This window comes from Corynebacterium sputi DSM 45148, from assembly GCF_000427865.1.
Classification (GTDB): domain Bacteria; phylum Actinomycetota; class Actinomycetes; order Mycobacteriales; family Mycobacteriaceae; genus Corynebacterium; species Corynebacterium sputi.
The window spans coordinates 22,924-41,865 of the sequence record NZ_ATYV01000016.1 but is presented as its reverse complement, the minus strand read 5'-3'; the positions used below and the strand labels follow the sequence as shown (position 1 = coordinate 41,865).

Annotated in this window: 17 protein-coding genes and 2 pseudogenes; 10 read left to right on the top strand and 9 right to left on the bottom strand. The window is 62.5% G+C overall.

All coding sequences use genetic code 11. The features are described 5' to 3' along the window. Window positions 1–22: 22 nt before the first annotated feature. On the top strand, window positions 23–1,450 hold the full coding sequence (locus YWU_RS0109350; RefSeq protein ID WP_027020268.1) for a sensor histidine kinase: 1,428 nt from the start codon (window positions 23–25) through the stop codon (window positions 1,448–1,450). Between the two features lie 21 nt (window positions 1,451–1,471). On the opposite strand, the gene YWU_RS0109345 is transcribed toward YWU_RS0109350, so the two are convergent. From YWU_RS0109345 to YWU_RS0109335, 3 genes are all read right to left on the bottom strand, one after another. Further along, window positions 1,472–2,482 (bottom strand): hemolysin family protein, encoded by a 1,011-nt coding sequence (locus YWU_RS0109345; protein ID WP_027020267.1) that lies wholly within the window; start codon window positions 2,480–2,482, stop codon window positions 1,472–1,474. Further along, window positions 2,482–3,792, bottom strand: coding sequence for a hemolysin family protein (locus YWU_RS16150; protein WP_034647614.1), 1,311 nt, complete (start codon window positions 3,790–3,792; stop codon window positions 2,482–2,484). Before YWU_RS16150 ends, YWU_RS0109345 begins: the two co-directional genes overlap by 1 nt. A gap of 163 nt (window positions 3,793–3,955) precedes the next feature. Beyond that, window positions 3,956–5,212 (bottom strand): aminotransferase class V-fold PLP-dependent enzyme, encoded by a 1,257-nt coding sequence (locus tag YWU_RS0109335; protein ID WP_027020266.1) that lies wholly within the window; start codon window positions 5,210–5,212, stop codon window positions 3,956–3,958. 186 nt (window positions 5,213–5,398) lie between these two features. Between YWU_RS0109335 and wzm the strand changes: the two genes are divergently transcribed. Genes wzm through glfT1 form a run of 3 tightly spaced genes read left to right on the top strand, consistent with a single transcriptional unit; the run spans window position 5,399 to window position 8,013 of the window. After that, window positions 5,399–6,250 (top strand): galactan export ABC transporter permease subunit Wzm/RfbD, encoded by an 852-nt coding sequence (gene wzm / locus YWU_RS0109330; protein WP_051260235.1) that lies wholly within the window; start codon window positions 5,399–5,401, stop codon window positions 6,248–6,250. Between the two features lie 42 nt (window positions 6,251–6,292). Next, the gene (gene wzt, locus YWU_RS0109325) at window positions 6,293–7,078 is read left to right on the top strand and encodes a galactan export ABC transporter ATP-binding subunit Wzt/RfbE (protein ID WP_027020264.1); all 786 of its coding nucleotides are present in this window, start codon (window positions 6,293–6,295) and stop codon (window positions 7,076–7,078) included. Continuing rightward, window positions 7,075–8,013 (top strand): galactofuranosyltransferase GlfT1, encoded by a 939-nt coding sequence (gene glfT1 / locus YWU_RS0109320; protein WP_027020263.1) that lies wholly within the window; start codon window positions 7,075–7,077, stop codon window positions 8,011–8,013. Before wzt ends, glfT1 begins: the two co-directional genes overlap by 4 nt. 2 nt (window positions 8,014–8,015) lie before the next feature. Here the strand turns inward: glfT1 and YWU_RS18625 are convergent. Beyond that, window positions 8,016–8,240, bottom strand: a pseudogene (locus YWU_RS18625) (helix-turn-helix domain-containing protein); the annotation flags it as partial. Window positions 8,241–8,275: 35 nt separating this feature from the next. Between YWU_RS18625 and YWU_RS18190 the strand changes: the two are divergent. Next, window positions 8,276–8,428, top strand: a pseudogene (locus tag YWU_RS18190) (citrate:proton symporter); the annotation flags it as partial. A 30-nt stretch (window positions 8,429–8,458) separates the two neighbouring features. Here YWU_RS18190 and YWU_RS16145 read toward each other — a convergent pair. From YWU_RS16145 to YWU_RS0109295, 4 genes are read right to left on the bottom strand one after another with little or no spacing between them, the layout of a single operon-like run. Continuing rightward, the gene (locus YWU_RS16145) at window positions 8,459–10,297 is read right to left on the bottom strand and encodes a glycosyltransferase (RefSeq protein WP_051260225.1); all 1,839 of its coding nucleotides are present in this window, start codon (window positions 10,295–10,297) and stop codon (window positions 8,459–8,461) included. Further along, window positions 10,294–12,429 carry a DUF6541 family protein gene (locus YWU_RS0109305; protein ID WP_156892785.1) on the bottom strand — a complete coding sequence of 712 codons (2,136 nt, stop codon included), beginning with the start codon at window positions 12,427–12,429 and terminating at the stop codon, window positions 10,294–10,296. Before YWU_RS0109305 ends, YWU_RS16145 begins: the two co-directional genes overlap by 4 nt. Window positions 12,430–12,439: 10 nt before the next feature. Then, a complete protein-coding gene (locus YWU_RS0109300) occupies window positions 12,440–12,919 on the bottom strand; it encodes a GtrA family protein (RefSeq protein ID WP_240484106.1) in 480 nt (159 codons plus the stop codon). A 34-nt stretch (window positions 12,920–12,953) separates the two neighbouring features. Continuing rightward, window positions 12,954–13,856, bottom strand: coding sequence for a plasmid pRiA4b ORF-3 family protein (locus tag YWU_RS0109295; protein ID WP_027020260.1), 903 nt, complete (start codon window positions 13,854–13,856; stop codon window positions 12,954–12,956). A gap of 153 nt (window positions 13,857–14,009) precedes the next feature. Between YWU_RS0109295 and YWU_RS0109290 the strand changes: the two genes are divergently transcribed. Next, on the top strand, window positions 14,010–14,210 hold the full coding sequence (locus YWU_RS0109290; RefSeq protein ID WP_027020259.1) for a CsbD family protein: 201 nt from the start codon (window positions 14,010–14,012) through the stop codon (window positions 14,208–14,210). On the opposite strand, the gene YWU_RS16140 is transcribed toward YWU_RS0109290, so the two are convergent. Next, window positions 14,207–14,830 (bottom strand): hypothetical protein, encoded by a 624-nt coding sequence (locus tag YWU_RS16140; RefSeq protein WP_051260224.1) that lies wholly within the window; start codon window positions 14,828–14,830, stop codon window positions 14,207–14,209. The genes YWU_RS0109290 and YWU_RS16140 overlap by 4 nt on opposite strands. Window positions 14,831–14,854: 24 nt before the next feature. Between YWU_RS16140 and YWU_RS16135 the strand changes: the two genes are divergently transcribed. From YWU_RS16135 to YWU_RS16130, 4 genes are all read left to right on the top strand, one after another. Next, window positions 14,855–15,136 (top strand): hypothetical protein, encoded by a 282-nt coding sequence (locus YWU_RS16135; RefSeq protein ID WP_051260223.1) that lies wholly within the window; start codon window positions 14,855–14,857, stop codon window positions 15,134–15,136. 71 nt (window positions 15,137–15,207) lie between these two features. Then, window positions 15,208–16,674, top strand: a complete 1,467-nt coding sequence (locus YWU_RS0109275) for a decaprenylphosphoryl-beta-D-ribose oxidase (protein ID WP_027020258.1) — start codon at window positions 15,208–15,210, stop codon at window positions 16,672–16,674. 68 nt (window positions 16,675–16,742) lie between these two features. Beyond that, on the top strand, window positions 16,743–17,504 hold the full coding sequence (locus YWU_RS0109270; RefSeq protein ID WP_027020257.1) for a decaprenylphospho-beta-D-erythro-pentofuranosid-2-ulose 2-reductase: 762 nt from the start codon (window positions 16,743–16,745) through the stop codon (window positions 17,502–17,504). A gap of 141 nt (window positions 17,505–17,645) precedes the next feature. Next, entirely contained in the window at window positions 17,646–18,920 is a 1,275-nt protein-coding gene (locus YWU_RS16130) for an MFS transporter (RefSeq protein WP_156892784.1), read from the top strand. The last annotated feature ends 22 nt before the right edge of the window (window positions 18,921–18,942 follow it).

Sequence of the window (18,942 nt, the reverse complement as noted above, 5' to 3'; positions counted from 1 at the left end):
GGTGGGGTCAGTGTCGACAACGGTGGACAATACCAGGGGTTTTCTAGATCGGCAGCCACTGAGAAGGCTGCTTGTCATCGCGGTCACGGTGATTACCTTCGCGGGGCTTGTGGTCTCTGGGATCGCGGTGACGCTGACCATGCGGACGAGCCTGATGGACGGGGTGGACGACGATCTCTATGCCGCCTCCGCCGACTGGGTGCACCGACCGGCTCCTAGTCCGGACGTCTTTCCCCAGGAGCCGCCCAACCCTGACCGGCCGCCGTCTCGGTTCTTCGTGCTGCGCACCGACGGCAGCAGTACCGGCGCGGAGACGGTCATCAATGACAATGACACCTCGCCCGACCTCGGCGATCCCATGGAGCTGGCCACTAGTGAGCCCATGACCGTCCCATCCGTCGACGGCAGCAGTAGTTGGCGGATCGTTGCTGTCGACACGGCGGACACCGGCCGGATGGTCCTCGGCATTCCGCTTGATGACGAGGTCAGCGGCACCGTCAATCGCCTTATCCTGGTGCAGGTAATCGTCAGTGTGCCCGTGCTGTTGTTGCTTGCAGCCGGTGGCACTCTTTTGGTCCGCCGCTCACTACGTCCGCTGGACGAAGTGGAGACTGCTGCCGCTGGCATCGCCTCTGGTGACCTCAGTACCCGGCTGCCGGAGCGGCCCTCCGGCACCGAGGTCGGCTCTCTGACAGAGAGTTTCAACGAGATGGCAGAGAAGGTCCAGACCTCCTTCGCCGAGGTAGCTGCCTCTGAAGCCACTGCCCGATCTTCTGAAGAGCGGATGCGCCGGTTCGTCGCCGATGCCGGACATGAACTGCGCACTCCCCTGACCTCGGTCGTAGGATTCACAGACCTACACGCCCAGGGAGCGGTCCCCGCGGACTTCGCTTTTGAACGGATCCGCGGCGAGTCGGCCCGAATGTCCCAGTTGGTCGAGGATCTGCTGACCCTCGCGCACTTCGACGAGGAACGTCCCATCGAGCATGGTCCGGTCGACCTGGTGACGGTGATCGGTGACTCGGTCGCCGCCACCCGGGCCGCCCACCCAGACCTGGATGTGGAGGTCCGCATCAACAGCGCCACCCAAATCAGCGGTGACAGCGCGCGCCTGCGCCAAGTGCTGATGAACCTGCTGACCAATGCCGCAAAGTACACCCAGGAAGGGACCCACGTTGAGGTGACTCTCGACGAGGACCCTCAGAATGCGTCAGCGGTCATCACCGTCGCCGATGACGGCCCGGGAATGACGCAGGAGCAAGCTGCGACGGTCTTCGACAGATTTGTGCGGCTGGATGAGTCACGGACTCGCAGCGGCGATCGTGCCGGCGGATCCGGGCTCGGTCTAAGCATTGTCCGCGGGATCGTGGAATCCCACGGGGGACGCGTCACACTAGACACGGCCCCGGGCCAGGGCTGCAGTTTCAAGATCGAACTGCCGCTGAACTGACCCGGGGCCGCGCTCTGAGGACTATGCCTCGGTGATCTGACCGACCAACTCCTCCAGCACGTCTTCCAGGGCCACGATGCCTGCAACCGTGTCCCCATCTCGCACAACTGCGAGGTGAGTGCCGCTCTTTCGCATCTTGTCCGCGACCAGCAGGACCGAGACGTCACGCTTGAACTCAAGCAGCGGACGGATCATTTCCTTGGTGAGCGGGCGGTCTCGATGTTCGGCAGCCAAGGTGTCCTTGACGTGGACGTATCCGAGCATGCTCGCACCGTCCGTGACCGGGAACCTGGAGTACCGCTCCAGCGCTGCAGCCTCGACTTCATTGGGAGTCGAGTCCACCGGCAGCACCGACACCTCAGCGATCGGGATGAGGATCTGCCCCGCAGTACGGGTCTCGAAGGAGAGGGCGTTCTCCAGGAGATCCGCTTCCTCGGGGTCGATCAGGCCCTCTTCGTGAGATTCCTTCACCATGTCCGACACCTCTTCGCGAGTGAAGGCACTGGTCACCTCGTTCTTCGGCGTGAAGCCGAACGCGCGGAGGATCAGGTTGGCGATGGAGTTCATCATCCACAGGAACGGCCGCAGCACGGTGACGATCAGAAGCAGCGGCGGAGCCAACTTCAAAGCGAGCTTCTCGGGTCCGGCCAGCGCGATGTTCTTCGGGACCATCTCGCCAAGCACCACATGCAGCACTGTCACCAGTGCGTACGCGACGGCGTAGGAGATCGTATCGATCCAAACCGGTGGCACACCGGCCAACTCAAGCGGCCCTTCCAGAACCGTCTTAACCAGTGGCTTCGTCACGAAGCCGAGCACCAGTGAACACACGGTGATACCCAACTGAGCACCTGCCATCATCAGCGAGACATTCTCCATGCCACGAAGGGTCAAGCGGGCAGCGCGGTTGCCCGCTTCCGCCATCGGTTCGATGATGCTTCGTCGTGCGGAGATCAACGAGAACTCCGCGCCAACGAAGAAAAAGTTGCCGGCAAGCAGGACAATCGTCCAGAAAATTCCCATCAGGTCCATTACCTGCTCACCTCCGCAACGACACGGACAACGGAGAATTGATCCATCTCCATCACCCGAAGCACGACTCTGGACTCACTGAGATCGTCATCAACAGTCACTTCGTCACCGACCTCAGCGATTCGACCCAGTTCGGTAGTCACGAGGCCACCGATGGTCTCGTAGTCGTCACTGTCTGGCAGGTCCACACCGATAATCTCGGCGACCTCGTCGGGCCGCATGTATCCGTCAAGGGCCCAGGCGTTGTCACCAACCTGGGTGAATCGCCCGGTGCCAGGGTCATGTTCGTCGGTTACTTCGCCGATAATTTCTTCCAGCACGTCTTCCAGGGTGACCAGGCCGACAATGGAGCCATGTCCGTCGATGACCAATGCACAGTGCAGCGGTTCGCTGCGAAGTTCGCCGGCAAGGTCGTCGAGCGGGATGCTCTCGGGGATCACAGCGGCGTCGTCGACGATCTCTGCCACGGGCGTCGTCGCACGCTCAGAGACCGGGACCACCAGGGCACTGCGCAAATGCACGACACCAACCAATGAATCCTCGGCAGCATCGATGACGGGGAAGCGAGAGAAGCCGGTCTCGGCGACTCGCTCTAGAACATCAGAGGCCATCGACTCCGCAGAGATGGCCGCCATGCGTGAGCGTGGGGTCATCACCTCGCGGGTCTTACGTTCAGTGAAGGTCACAGTGCGGTGCAGGAGCTTGCCCGTCTGGGCGGTGAGCGTGCCTTGCTTCACCGAGTGCGTGGCCAGTGAGGCCAACTCGGCGGTGGAACGCGCCGAGGCGAGCTCTTCCTGCGGCTCGATGCGCATCATCCGGAGGATGCCGTTCGCCATCCCATTGAAGAACTTCAACAGAGGTGCCGTACAGAAACTGAATCCGCGCTGGAACCAGGTCACCTTCCGCGCAGTCCACAACGGCTTGGCGATGGCGAGGTTCTTCGGGATCATCTCGCCAAAGATCATCGTGAGGAAAGTGGCGATCACCAGAGCCAAGGTTACCGATACTCCCCTCGCCGCCACCGGATCCAGTCCGGCGTCAGTAAGGGGCGTGACGAGGAGGTCCGCGATAGCGGGTTCAGCGATGAAGCCGATGCCCAGGTTGGTCAAGGTTATGCCGAGCTGAGCCCCGGAGAGCTGCGTCGAGAGTGTCTCCACTCCCTGCAGGACACCTGCGGCACGTTTGTCACCGCTTGCTGCGGCTGCTTTGACCTCATTGCGATTGACGGTGATCAGGGAGAACTCGGCTGCGACGAACAAGCCGCCGGCGATGATTATCGCCGCGGCCGCCAGCAGGTAAACTATTTCCACGATCCTCCCTCCCGTCTTCTGACGAGTTCCTTATACGGAAGGGAGCCGGTACTAAGACCCGGACTGTCGCTGGGGGCGTCCATCATTCCTCTCACAAAGTGCAAAGTAGTTCACGTTCGTGACCTAATGAGATAACGATACCGGAAATCCCCGGCTTACGCCGTTAGCCCAGCGAGCGCACTGCGCGGACCAGTTGATCGACGTCGTGGCGGAGGTTAAACGGCTGCAGCCCCACGACCACAGCACCGCCCTCCTCAAACACGCCAATCGCCTCTAGGAGGCCAGAGTTTCCACGCTCTGCGATGGAGGTAACCACCCCGTTGTCCATGAGCCTGCGCACCACAGTTGCTGCGGGAACTCCGTTGACGATGAAGCTCACGCGTCCAATGCGATCGACCCCGCCTTCAGCCTCGTCACCGTCCATGCAGACGATGTGGACGCGGTCGAGGTAGCGCAGGCCGTCGATAAGCCTGTTGGTAAGCGTCTCGACGTACTTCTGCACCTGCGGGACCGACTGCTCAATCCGGCGGCGACGAGTGCCCTTCGCTTCGCGATCCAAGGTCGCAACATGCTGGACGGACTCGCCGACTCCACCGAGCAGACCCGGCGCGGCGCTGTCGACTTCAAGGCGCTGGGCACCTTCTGCGGCGGGCGTCAGTGCCACCGACGAGAGCTTCCGGAACATCATCGGGTCGCGGAAGATGAGTGCGGACACTTCCGGTCCACCCCACTGGGCAGCATCAACCAGCACAATGTCTGCGCCCAGAGCCTGCATGTCCACGACGCGGTGAGCGGCGAAATCAGTCGCATCAACCAGAAACCACGCTTCGGGGTTCTGATGCGCGATGTCTGCGATCTTCCGCACCGGCGAGATCGCACCGACGTGCGGGTCTGCGGCAGAAACAACAACCAGGCGCGTGCGGCGGTTCACCAATCCGTCGAACTGCCAGGACGGAACGACACCTGTCGACAAGTCGGCCTCTGCGTAGCGCAGCTTCGTGCCGAACATGTCTGCAGCCCGCTCAACCGGGATGCGAGTAGAGGGGCGGCCGGTGCGGGAGAGCACCAGCTCGGTGCCCAGGGTGAGCCTGCGACCCATGGAGTGCATGAGCTGCTGCATCAACTGGTACCTAGAGGACCCGAGCACCACGTTCGATGCCCGGCCCCCGACCATGTCCGCGAACGCACGGCGTGCGTTCATCGCCATCTCCGCAGCTGCCGAGCTTCCGGCCTCCCGCGAGCGGGAGTGGATACCGGAGCTCGGCTCCGACCGCAGCTTCTTCGGCGCGGACCGGAACGAGGTGGATACCGCCGCCGATGTCCGCGCGGGAATCTGAGGGCGTTCGGCACCGTTCAGGTACGTCCAGCCGTCAGACAGGGAGGTGTAGGTGCCGCGAGTCGTGGGGACATCGAAGGTCATGTCCGTCCTCTCTGTGGTGTGAACTTTCCGCGTTCACACAATCTTGCGAATCGCTGTTCTGACAAAGCAACCATAGCCCCCACCCCGGGTTGTTGGGGAAGCCACCAGCGCGCGGCGGGTAGGTTGGGGTCCGTGGAATCAGAGAACGAACCGACACCGCAGCCCGCCAACGGCGTGACTGCCCGGATGATGGCAGTCGAACCAGAGGGCTCGGCACCTACATCAGACTCGCGTACTTTCAAGGCCGCGTGGAGGGATCTCTCCCGCGGTTTCCAGCAGCGTGAACTGTGGCTCGAACTCGGACTGCAGGACATCAAACAGCGGTACCGCCGGTCGACGCTCGGTCCGTTGTGGATCACCATCGCCACCGGTGCGATGGCGTTGGCCCTGGGCTTGCTTTATTCGATGCTGTTCCAGCTCGACTTAGCCTACTTTCTCCCGCACGTGACTGTCGGCCTTATCATCTGGAATTTCATCTCCGGGTGTGTCCGTGAAGGCTCCCAGGTCTTCATCGACAACGAGGGACTGATCAAGCAACTGCCTTCTGCGTTGTCAGTGCACGTGTACAGACTGGTGTGGCGCCAGCTGCTCTTCTTGGCGCACAACATGGTGATCTGGGCGATTCTCGTGGTCGTTTTCCGCCCTGACCTGGGCTGGAACTTCTGGATGTCCATCCCGGCACTTTTGATCATCGTGATCAACGGCGTGTGGGTGACCATGTTCTTCGGCATCCTGGCAACCCGCTACCGCGATGTCGCCCCGCTGCTGGAGAGCCTCATTCAGCTGGTCTTCTACATGACCCCCATCGTGTGGTCGACCCGAACGCTGTACGAGCAAGGTGGCGCTGTGGCCGATCGCGCCCGCATCGCCGAGATCAACCCCCTGTATCACTACCTGGAGATCATCCGCGGCCCCCTGACCGGGCAACATGTCGCCGCGTACCACTGGTGGATTGTCCTAGGCTGCACCGCCGGTGGACTCATCCTCGCCCTCGTCGCGATGCGTCAGTGGCGCTCCCGCGTGAGCTACTGGGTCTAACCAGGTCACGAGCGCACAAGCTAAGGAATCACAGGAAACACCATGGTCAGCATTGACACCTATAACGCTTGCGTCGACTTCCCTATCTTCGACGCAAAGTCCCGATCGATGAAAAAGGCCTTCCTCGGCGCTGCCGGTGGTGCCATCGGCCGCAACGAATCTAACGTCGTCGTCGTCGAGGCGCTGAAGAACGTCAACCTCCACCTGCAGACCGGCGATCGCGTCGGTTTGGTCGGTCACAATGGCGCCGGCAAGTCAACCCTCTTGCGGTTGCTGGCGGGCATTTACGAACCGACCCGCGGCTCCTCTGACATTCGCGGTCGTGTCGCGCCAGTCTTCGACTTGGGCGTGGGCATGGATCCGGAGATCTCGGGCCTGGAGAACATCATCATCCGTGGCCTGTTCCTCGGTCAGTCCCGCAAGCAGATGAAGGCGAAGCTCGATGACATCGCGGAGTTCACCGAACTCGGCGACTACCTCCAGATGCCCCTTCGCACCTATTCCACCGGCATGCGCATCCGCCTGGCGCTGGGCGTGGTCACCTCCATCGAGCCGGAGATCCTGCTGCTCGACGAAGGTATCGGCGCCGTCGACGCTGCATTCCTCGCCAAGGCTCGAAATCGCCTGGAGGAGCTGGTGGAGCGCTCCGGAATCCTGGTTTTCGCCTCGCATTCCAATGACTTCTTGGCGCAGCTCTGCGACACGGCGCTATGGGTTGACCACGGCGAAATCCGGTCGGCCGGGGCCGTCGACGATATCGTCGAGCAGTACGAAGGCCCTGACGCGGCGAATCACGTGCGCCGCATCCTCGAGGAGAAGAACCGATGAGCGAGAACGTGTCTGTGGCGGCGGTCGTCGTCACGCACAACCGCCTGGAGTCCCTGGTCGGTTCCTTGGACATCCTGGTTGGGCAGAGTCATGCACCGCAGTGGATCATCGTGGTCGACAACGCCGATGACCCAGCAGTGCGCGACGCCGTGGAGTCCCGGAATTCCGGCGCGATCCAGACGATCTACCTCGGCTCGAAGACCAACCTCGGCGGTGCCGGCGGGTTCGCGCTTGGCATGCTCACGGCGCTGACGCTCGGTGCGGACTGGGTCTGGTGCGCGGACGATGATGGTCGCCCCGAGGGCCCGGAAGTCCTCGCCACACTCCTGGAGTGCGCTGACCGCCATGGTCTGGAGGCGGTCTCCCCCGTCGTCTGTGACATCGACGAGCCGGACCGGCTCGCTTTCCCCCTCCGCCGTGGTCTGGAGTGGCGTCGCTACCGGTCGGAGCTCACCGATCCGAAGGCAAACGACAAAGATTCGCTTCCCGACGACCTCCTCCCCGGCATCGCCTCCCTCTTCAACGGGGCCCTTCTCTCCGCAAGCACCCTCCAGCGGACCGGTGTTCCGGACTACCGGCTGTTCATCCGGGGCGATGAGGTGGAGTTCCACCGTCGTCTCCAGCGCACCGGCGTCCCGTTCGGCACGTGCCTGACCACCGCATACTTGCATCCCTCTGGCACGGAGGAGTTCCGACCGATCCTCGGTGGCCGTATGCACACGCAGTACCCGGACAACGAGGCCAAGCGGTACTTCACCTACCGCAACCGCGGTTACCTGATGAACCAGCCGGGCATGCGGAAGCTGCTGCCACAGGAGTACGCCCGCTTCGGGTGGTTCTTCCTGGTGCAGAAGCGTGATATCAAGGGATTCCGCAACTGGCTCTCCCTGCATAAGCAGGGTCGCGAGGAAAAGTTCGAGCCGTACTCCGGCTAAGCCTAGTCCGGACTGAGGCCGCCCCGACGCCGCGAATACAGGTGCTCCGGGCGGCCTGACCTGCCATAGCGCAGGCGAACGTGAACGGCACCTTCTGAGGCCATCGCCGCCAGTCGGCGTTGCGCAGTCGCCCGGGAGACACCTGCACGTTCAGCGGCGTCTGCGGCGGCGAGTTCGCCGTCGCCGAGGGCGTCGAGAAGCAGCTGTTCAGTCGCGGACCGCGACGCCCCAGCGGACTGACCCGGCGCGTGCAGCAGTCCCGAGCCCGCTGGTGCCGGCGATCCTGCTGCTGGTCTCCCTCGCCAGCGTCCCGCTCGGCGATCACCACCGGAAGGTGCTGTGGCCGGCCTTGGTGGTCTCCCTGGTGATGCTTGCGGTGGGAATCGCCGTCGGTGTCATCCCGCTGGTGGCCTAACTACACACTGCCGCCGCGCCTTCGCCGGGGTCACTCCCCGGCGAAGAGCCTGCGCCAGTTGTCTCGGTCCACCAGTTCTGGAACGGCGGCCTCGTAACTCATCGCCACTTCAGGTCCATCCGACAACAGTCGCTTGGACACTTTCGCCAACTTGGTGAGCAGATCTTTAGCTTTCTCCGCATCTCGGGTGCGGTGTCGCACAGCGGATTGAGAAGCGTCGGTGACGAAAGCTTCCCCGTACAACGAGACATTCCACCACTGAGAATCCTCGAACGGGACAACAACTGGGCCCGGTGCAACCTTTCCGGCAAGTTGCTTCGCAGTTCGTTTGGCCAGGACTAGGTCCCTGCGGTTCGGTGCCGGGGGGAATCCCGCACGTGCCACGGGGATCACGTCAGGGGTTTCGGACGGATCCAAGGGAATGGTCTCGGAGTACTGCTTCCGCTCCGCGTTGACCTGTCCCAATGCGGAGGTACCGCCGTCCTGCAGGAGGCCCGGCCCCTCTAGGAAGTCTTCCACCGCCTTCAAGTGAGTATGCGCCAGTCCGTATTGCATCGCGGCAATAGACCGCGCGATCTGACGAGACATTTGCTTCGCCACTCCCTTCGCGTCGAACTGGCCCCGCACCGCCGCAGTAATGAGCCCATTGCGCATCGCGAAGTAGTGACCGAATCCGTCCACGTCCTTCCAATAAAACTCGGCGTGCCAGACTGCCGCACCAGGAAGTGTCACGGTGGGAATCCCGTAGTCCCTGCCTCGCAGGCTGTACTCCACGTCGTCCCATTGGAAAAACACCGGCAGCGGAAGGCCGATTCGTTCCACGACCTCCCCGGGGATCAAGCACGACCACCAACCGTTGTATTCGGTGTCCGCACGTCGCTCTGGGAGCGGTCCGGTAACCAAGTCGAAGTTATGAACGGTGTACTTGTCCGTCGGCAATCCCCTCTTCAACGACTGCAGGTTTGCTCCCTCTGCAGAGGCAAGCAGGTAATCCGGGTTGAAGAGATAAAGCATCTGAGCCCCGAGAATCGTCGGCTCGGTGGTGAACTTCGCCATTCCCGCCAGACGGAGCACAGTTTCAGGTTCGACTCGGACATCGTCGTCCATCAGCAAAACGTCCACGCCATCTGTGCCCTGTTCGGTTGCCTCCACGATCCCGCGGGTGAAACCACCGGCCCCGCCCAAATTGGCCTGCCGGATCAGTACCAAGGTTTCTCCGAGGGCCTCGCTGGCTCGCTGGAAACCTTCCTGCTCAGCAACTGGCTGGTCACCCTGATCAGTGACATACAGTCGGTGGATTGCAGAAGCCACCTCATCATCTGCCGCGATCGTCTCGACGGTAGTGGCACAGTCAACAGGCCGGTTGAAGGAACACACCGCAATTGACAGCTTCCTGTCCTGCGCGCTGTCAGCAACCGTCCACCGGACCGCTGAAACCTTCACCTCTGCCGCAGAGGTACGGAACTCCGTCCACATAGATCCGCCGTCGAGGAAGGTCGTCAGCGGAACTTCAATTGACGCGGTGCCGGACTCTGTCACGATCGTCGATCCGAGGGTACAGACGTGCGCTCCGATATCTGAAGCCCTGACCAGAACCTCCACCGGCTCGCCTGCCAGTTGCAGCTCACAGCTCAGTGTCACCGCCCGGACGCGGGTCCACCGCTGCCAGTATGACGCCGGAAATCGGCCGAAATACGTGTCTGAGGTGAACGTGGATTCAGCGGCGATGGTCACGGAACCGCGTCGCTGAACCGCCGAGCCTCGAAGTACCTTGCCGTAGAGATCCGGGTTCACCCACTCGGTGGGTCCGGCGAACAAGGTCCGTTGCACCAGAGTCATCGGACCTGTGGCGCCGTCTGTGTCAGTCATGACTGTGAAGCTAGCAAACGACGATCCACCTGGTAGATCATCACGCCGTCATTCTCATACACGAGTCGGAAGGCTGGGCTTTCATCCAGCTTGAAGAATCCGCCGGCAGTTGCATCCCGGTGGAATACGCGAGTGGGCCCGTACATCACCCACCTCACATCCAAGTCTTCGATAGCCGTCTCGGCATCCTCGCGGTAGACCGCACCGGGCACCCCCGCATCATGGGCAAATTGGTTGAGCAGCACCCGTTCTGCGCCGTGCTTTACCTCAGCGTTTCGCCCCAGCGGAACGTTGAAAACTACGGGGATCCCGTACAAGGAATACAGCCACGGGGAACCGTCACTGGCATCATTGAGGACCGTTCCACCCCGGTAATGGTCCGCGAGCCACGCATATGCCTCAAGTTCGGCGTCGGTAACTAAACGGTCATCTTCTACCCAACCGATGGAAGCGACTTCGCTTCTCGACGCCTCCGTCGTCACCGCCACCGTCGTCGACCAGACAACCAGAACAACAGAGAGCAGCATCGGCACAATCCACTGGGTCCGACCCGCCCGATTTTTCACGATAGCGGCCACCAAGCGCATCAACGCCTGTGCCCCGACCGCAGCCGCCGCCACCCAGGCGATCACGCCGATTGCAGCTAGTCGCCTCCAATCATTCCACCAGAGGTAGGTCAGCTCCTGCGTCCACTGCGAGTCCGAGCCTCGGCACAAAATGGCCAACCAGATCGCGACTGCTCCGACGAGGACAGTCGGCAGTGCGCGCCGGAATCCCGAACGCCACATGATGATGCCGACCAGACCTACCGCAGCAAGAATCAATACGAGGATCCGAACCGCGTCCGGGCTGCCCGCCAAGAACGCTAGAACATTCACCGAACCCTCGATGGTGTCGACCGCGGGCCAGCTGAAGGTGCTGAGGTCACCTGCGATCCCAGTTTGGACCGTCGTGAGAGTCAGCGCTCCGGCCAGAGCTGCAGCGAGGACAACCCAGATAACGGATCCGGGCCGCTCCACATCGACGCCACGACGGCGCCGGCACCAAGCGATGGCATTGCCAGCGACAGCTCCCAGGCCTTGCAGCAGTGCCACCGCGATCACGATGATTCCGACGGACGGATGCAGCGACACGATGCCGAGAATTCCCAGTGCGACGACGGGGACGGCGCCTGGAGAAGGACGTCGTAAAGCAGCGGCAACCGCCGCTATGACGCCCGGTAGAGCGGCCACCGCCATGCCGAATGGGGCAAGTTGCCCATAGGAAACCAGTTCCGTTGGGAAGAACGGCAGAATCACCGCAACGATGGCGGCGACAAACAAGGCGACATTGCGCGCTCCGAATTCCGAAGCCATGGCAACAGAGCCGAGGACGAATACCGGTGCGGTGAGCACAATCAGCGCCACGTAGGCACCCGGGAGCTGCCATCCGGTGAGTAGGACGCCAATGGCTCCGACAGCGTGATAGGCCGACGGATAGTACGGATTCGGGTTCTCCGGTTCGTTGACCTCAGCCAGGCACGTCGCGCAGGCCTGACCGTTCTCCGCGATCCAGCGCATTGCCGTGGAGTGAAACAGCGCGTCAAAGGTGGGGACCGTTGAATCCAAACCGCCAACCGCACGCATGATTGATCCAGCCGACAGAACCGCAACCGCCCCGACTCCGAGCACTGTCGCCGTACCAACCGGAATCCGCCAGCGGCGCCGGACAGCGACGGCCCCGTCAGGGAAACTTCCAGGATCTCCGGCGTCGGCTCGCCCACGCAGCCGCGAGTTGACGGTCCCTGCGATGATCCACAGCAGACCGCTGAGAAGCACCGATACGACCGTCAGCCCGATGAAACCCCATGTGAATGAGGTTCCGTTCCAGCGGACACCGCGATCGTCGAAGAGCCCGGTGAGGAGGCTGGCTCCACCGAACGTAACTGCCGGAGCCGCCGCAAGCGCAACAACGACAAACGCCGGGCCGGGCCTGCTGAGTCGGTCGGCCTTGCGTTCAGGTCCAGACATCACAGATGCCACAGCCACCACTAGACCGGGAACAAAAATAACCAGAGTCACAGCTCCGAGGAGGACCCAGCTGTGAAGCGTCGTCAGGCTCAATTGGTTGCTCAAGACCACGTCGGTGCTCATTGTGGCCTCGCTACTTCACCCGGAAGATGATCGCCCGCTGGACGATGAAGTTGATGACAGTGGCAACACCTTGCGCGACGACGAAGGCGCCAAACTGGGCCACTGAAGCGGGCCAATCCAAGTCGTACAACACCGGCAGGAGGACTTCGAAGATGCCCACCTGAGCGACAAACGTGATGATGTACAGCACCGCGACGGCGACGAGTCTGCGCACCGATGCCTCCGCTTGGAACGTCCACCGGCGGTTAATCATGTACGCGGTAATGGTGCCGGCAACCCAACCGAAGGTCTTCGCCCAGAAGGACGTCAGGTCAACCAGATTGAGGAGGATCCACGTCAGACCGAAGTCCACAACTGCCGCGAGCACACCAGACATCACAAACCGAAGGATCTGGGTCCTCAGATCCAATCCGGTGGTGATCTCGACGTGGTCTACGTCGTCTCCGGCTGCGGCAGCGGAGCCGTTCAGCCTGTTCGAAGGTTCATTCACGGGCTGAACTATACCCCTGAACTGCGGTGAAAGATCAGCGTCGCAAAGACTCGCGCAGCAGATCCAGACGAATGTCCGTTGGCTGCGGGTTGTCGCCCAGTGCCCCGACGTCCTGCAACGCACCCAAGGTATCGGCGCACAGTTCGTCGATGTCCTCCCCACTTAGGGGGAACCCGTCTTCGCGGCACCACATCAGGCGGTCCATGGTGTGCGTGGCGATGTCGTGTCGCACATCGTCGTCCACGAGCGCCGCGGCGCACAGAAGTGTCACCCACGCGGCGTCCCGGCCTGCCGCATTGTCCTCCGCCGATTCTCTCGGCAGGGACCGCATGAAGGCGGACTCGGTGGGCCCAACGCATGTCTCTCGGCGCAGGTCCAGTGCCTGCAGCAGCGGAACAAACTCCACTGCACCACAGCGCTCAATCAGTTCACTGACCTCCTCATGGGCCCCAGAGAGGGTCCTCGCCATCGTGTCTTCACCGGTCAGGTCGGCGTTGATCGCGGCGATGTCTACTTCTCCAGTGCCACCCAGCGCGTCCGCACCGTCGACGGACCCGGATCCGCCGATGCACAGCACGTCCGGGGTCGCCTCGTCTCGAGCGAAAGCTTCGCGGACCTCGAGGTTGTGTTCCCACAGCCCCCAGGTCCAGGTCAGGCAATCTTTCGGCTCGGTGAGCACCTCCCCTACGCGCCAGTCCGGCGGGACCACAGTCCCGTCCACCAGGAACCTTTGCGGCGCCGCGTCCCGCGTGGACCAGCCGAACAGGCGACAGAGAGCGTCGCCAAGCTCATGCATGGTCAGGGAGTCATTGACCCCGAAGGTGCGGGTGACCGAGACCGGTTCCATCGAGAGCGCAGCACCGATGATCAGGGTGGCGGGCTCATGCGCCACCCTGATCCCCGGGAACGCCACAACGTTGTCGGTATCAGTCGGCATGGCCCCAATCGTAAAGACGAAACGATCCTTTCGCCGCCAACGTCACATTCGGGTAAAGCTGGCACTCCCCCTGTCCCGTAGTGCTCCTGACCCGTATGCGCGCAGATGCGTACACTCGCGCTCACAAGTTTCGGACGACAGAAAGGATCGACTATGGGACTCGATGACAAGATGAAGAACGCAGCAGAGAAGGCTGGCGGCGAAGCCAAGGAGACCTTCGGCGAGGCCACTGACAACGAGCAGCTCCAGGCAGAGGGTAAGGCCGACAAGCTGAAGTCCGATGCCAAGGAGAAGTTCGAGGACGTCAAGGACAAGGCGGCCGAGAAGTTCAACAACCTCACCGATCGGGACTAATTACTCCTGAATCCGCCGAACCCCGGTTCACTCAGAGATGAGTGAGTCGGGGTTCGCGCGTTTTTCAGCACTATCGGCAGCGGCTGAGGCTGAGCACCGGCCGAGCCCTGCAGGTAGCGGCGCCGCCGACGCTGGGAATCAATTTCGGCCCACGTCTCAGTGAGCTCCTCAATTCCTCGGGCCCAGGCAAGTGCGCCTGCGGCAGCTTGCTTCCCGACGTGCGGAAACTCCACAGCCTCAACCTCCGACACCGCAGGAAACCTCGGCATTGTCAGCGAGGCTTTGCCCGGCTGGGACTTTTCTTCTTCCGCGCGTGCCTTAAGAACCGATACTTCGTCACGGACGCCCGCAACGGTTGCCGGAACATCCACGCGATGCGGACCGACGGCGTCGAGCACTACCTGCGGGAGTTCGTCGCTCACCTGTAGGACCGCGCAGCCAGCGGTGATATTCCGAACGGTATCGGCCGCGTCGACGGCGTCTGCGTCGACAAGCCACGCCCCGGACATCCGGTCCCCAGAACTCGACGGCGCCAACTGCACATGCCATACGACGATCTCGGAACCGACCGCATCGACAACCGCGACGGTCTGGACAGAACCTTCAGCTACCTCACCCATGAATCCAGAGGCTACCCTGCCACCATGTTCGGAATCTTCCGCAGGAAAAAGGACGACAACAAAGACGTCCACATCGCCGCTGAGCGCACAGAGACCCCCATGTCCGGTCCCATGACGCTGATGGTCTCCCAGGAGATGCCTCTTTTGGACTCCTCCAGCCGGGCGCGGGTCTACGAGATCCTGCGCAACTACGACGGCCCGACTATCACCAGCCAAGAAGAGATGCCTCAGGAGCTGCGCGAGATCCTGGACCTCGAAGAGGGCCTCGAGCGGGGGGAACCGGAGGTGCGGGGGCACTCCGGCTAGGAGCAAGGTCACGGTGGTTTTCCGCGCTGTCCTACGGAAACCCTCAGAAAACAGAGGTAGCCTCATGCCTGATGTCGACCAACACGGGCACGTCCAGCACCGGAGCTTCGAACGGTGCCACCGGAGCCTTTCACACAGAAGCGAAGTCCCTGACCGGTTGGGGCCGCACCGCCCCCAGCACCGCTGAGGTGCTGTCGACGCCGGACGTCTCCGTCATCGCAGACGCCGTCCGCGCAGTCGCCGAGCAGAACGACGGCAAGCCTGCCCACCTGCGCCGCGGCGTGATCGCCCGCGGCATGGGCCGTTCCTACGGCGATCCTGCACAGAACTCCGGCGGACTCGTCGTGGACATGCAGGCACTCAACCGCATCCACACGATCGATCCGGATAACGCGATCGTGGATGTCGACGGCGGCGTGACTCTCGACCAGTTGATGAAGGCCGCGCTGCCCTACGGCCTGTGGGTTCCGGTACTGCCGGGCACCCGCCAGGTCACTATCGGTGGCGCCATCGGACCGGACATCCACGGCAAGAACCACCACTCCGCCGGCTCGTTCGGCAATCACGTGGTCTCCATGGAACTGCTCGTGGCTGACGGCCGCGTGCTGCACTTGGAGCCAGAAGGCACCGACGACGATCCGAAGGGCACTCTCTTCTGGGCCACCGTCGGCGGCATGGGATTAACCGGCATCATCCTGCGTGCCCGCATCCGCATGACCAAGACGGAGACTGCCTACTTCATCGCGGACGGTGACCTGACGCAGAACCTCGACGAGACCGTCGAGTTCCACTCCGATGGTTCCGAGCACAACTTCACGTACTCCTCCGCCTGGTTCGACGCGATCTCCCCGGAGCCGAAACTCGGCCGTGCCGCGATCTCCCGAGGATCTCTGGCGACCTTGGAGCAGCTCCAGGAGCTCTCCCCGAAGCTGGCGAAGGACCCGCTGAAGTTCAACGCACCTCAGCTGGTAACCGTTCCGGATATCTTCCCGTCCTTCACCATGAACAAGCTGTCTATGGTCGCGATCGGTGAACTCTGGTGGCTGAAGTCCGGTACCTACAAGAACCAGGTCCAGAACCTCACGCAGTTCTATCAGCCGCTCGACCTCATCGGAGAGTGGAACCGCGGCTACGGTTCCAAGGGCTTCCTGCAGTACCAGTTCGTGGTTCCCACCGAGGCTGTCGACGCATTCAAGCAGATCATCCGGGACATCCAGAGCTCCGGTCATTACTCCGCATTGAACGTGTTCAAGCTGTTCGGTGAAGGTAACCGAGCGCCGCTGTCCTACCCGATGAAGGGCTGGAATGTCTGCGTCGACTTCCCGATCAAGCCGGACCTGGGCAAGTTCCTGGACGACCTGGACCAGCGCGTCAACGAATTCGGTGGACGCCTGTACCTAGCCAAGGAGTCCCGCACCTCCGCGGGCATGTTCCATGAGATGTACCCGGGAATCGACGGCTGGCTGCAGACCCGCCGCGAGATCGACCCGACGGGTGTCTTCGAGTCGGACATGAGCCGCCGTCTGGAACTGAGCTAGTTCCCGCCATCTATCCCTGATCCCTCTAGATCCACCGGAAATCACCGGACTACAAGGAGCACCATTTCATGATCAACGCAGTCGGCGCGCCCCAGTCGATCCTCGTCCTGGGCGGAACCAGCGAAATCGGCCTGGCCATCACCGAGGAGTACCTCAAGCGCGGCCCCGCCCGTGTCACCCTCGCGGCTCTGCCCAATGACCCGACCCTGGATGCGGCGACCGAGAAGCTCCAGGCTGCCGGCGCCTCTGAGGTTCGCACCCTCAACTTCGACGCCGGTGACTTTGAGTCCCATCCGGCTGTCATCGATGAGGCTTTCGCCGCTGGCGACATCGACATCTGCATCGTTGCTTTCGGTCTGCTCGGCGATGCCGAGGAACTGTGGCAGAACCAGAAGAAGGCCGTCCAGATCGCCAACATCAACTACACCGGCGCTGTGTCCGTCGGTGTGCTGGTCGGCGAGAAATTCCGCGCGCAGGGCCACGGCCAGTTCATCGTGATGAGCACCGTCGCCGGCGAGCGCGTCCGTCGCTCCAACTTCGTCTACGGCTCCACCAAGGCTGGCCTGGACGGTTTCTACCTCAACCTCGGTGAGGCACTGGAGAAGGATGGCGTCAAGGTTCTGGTCATTCGCCCGGGACAGGTGCGTACCCGCATGTCCGCTGGTGTGAAGGATGCGCCGCTGACGGTGAACAAGGAGGACGTGGCGCAGCTGGCTGTGAAGTCCGTCGATGCCGGCAAGACCCTGGTGTGGGCGCCGCCGGCCTTCCGCTTTGTCATGCTGATCTTGAAGAACATCCCGCGCCCGATCTTCAAGTACCTGCCGATCTAAACACCTGACGGAGACCGACCTCTCCGCGTAGCCGGACCACCCTTCGAACGTTGCAGAACCATCTGTGTTGTGCAGCGTTCGAAGGGTGTTTGAGCTACGAAGACAGGGCATCGAGACCGATCAAGACAAAGGACCCACCCAGTGACCGAACAGACCACCTCCTCCACTGACACTGCGGTGTACAGCCCGGAGGTGCTCGCTGCGATTCAGAAGCGCACGCTACGCGTCGTAGTGTTCAGCCAGGTACTCGGCGGAGCGGGACTCGCCGCTGGCATCACTGTCGGTGCCCTGCTGGCGCAGGATCTGCTCGGGTCGGCGAACCTGGCCGGTGTGCCGACGGCGCTGTTCACCCTGGGCTCAGCCCTGACCGCATTCTTGGTGGGACGTGTGACTCAGCGTCGTGGGCGCAGAGTCGGCTTGGGCTACGGGTTCGTCGCCGGCGGTATCGGTGCAATTGGTGTCATCGTCGCAGCCACCGCGAATCTGGTGCCGCTGTTGTTCATCTCGCTCTTCATCTACGGCGCCGGCACCGCGACGAATCTGCAGGCCAGGTACGCCGGAACCGATCTGGCACAGCCTCATCAGCGCGGCCAGGCAGTCAGCATCGCGTTGGTGTCGACCACTCTCGGAGCCGTTGCCGGGCCGAACCTGGTCGGTCCGCTCGGTGGCCTCGCCGAGGGCTTTGGGCTTCCGGCGCTGACCGGCCCCTTCTTGCTCGCGGCGGTGGCATATCTCTCTGCCGGGCTGGTGTTCATTATTTTCCTGAGGCCGGATCCGTTTCTTGTGGGACAGGACGTCGGGAAGCAAGATCTTGTGCTTAACGACGCCCCCAGCGTCCGCACCGGAGCCTGGGTCGGCGCGGTGGTGATGGTGTTGACACAGGTGACGATGGTCGCGGTGATGACAATGACGCCGATTCACATGCGCGGCCACGGGCACGGGCTGGAGGCGGTGGGCCTGGTGATTGGCCTGCACGTAGGAGCGATGTACCTGCCGTCGCTGGTGACCGGGCGACTCGTGGACAAGATTGGTCGCGTCTGGATGGCCATCGCTGCGGGCGTGACGCTGCTGGCGGCAGGACTGGTTGCGGCGCTGTCGCCGGCGGAAGCCCTGGTCGGGATCACAGTGGGGCTCATGCTGCTGGGACTTGGCTGGAACTTCGGACTGATTGCTGGAACGACGATGGTGATCGATGCGACTGATCCGGCTACTCGCCCGAAGGTGCAGGGCTCCATCGATGTGCTGATTGCTCTGGCCGGTGCAGGCAGCGGTGTGACGGCCGGACTCATCGTCGCATGGCAGGACTTCCCCACCCTGGCAATTTTCTGGGGTTCGGCTGCACTGCTTGTAATTCCGGCGCTGCTGCTCCTACGAGAACCGAACCGTGAGCGACCTGAGCAGGCGCTAACACTGTAAGCAACGGCTCATATGCAATGCT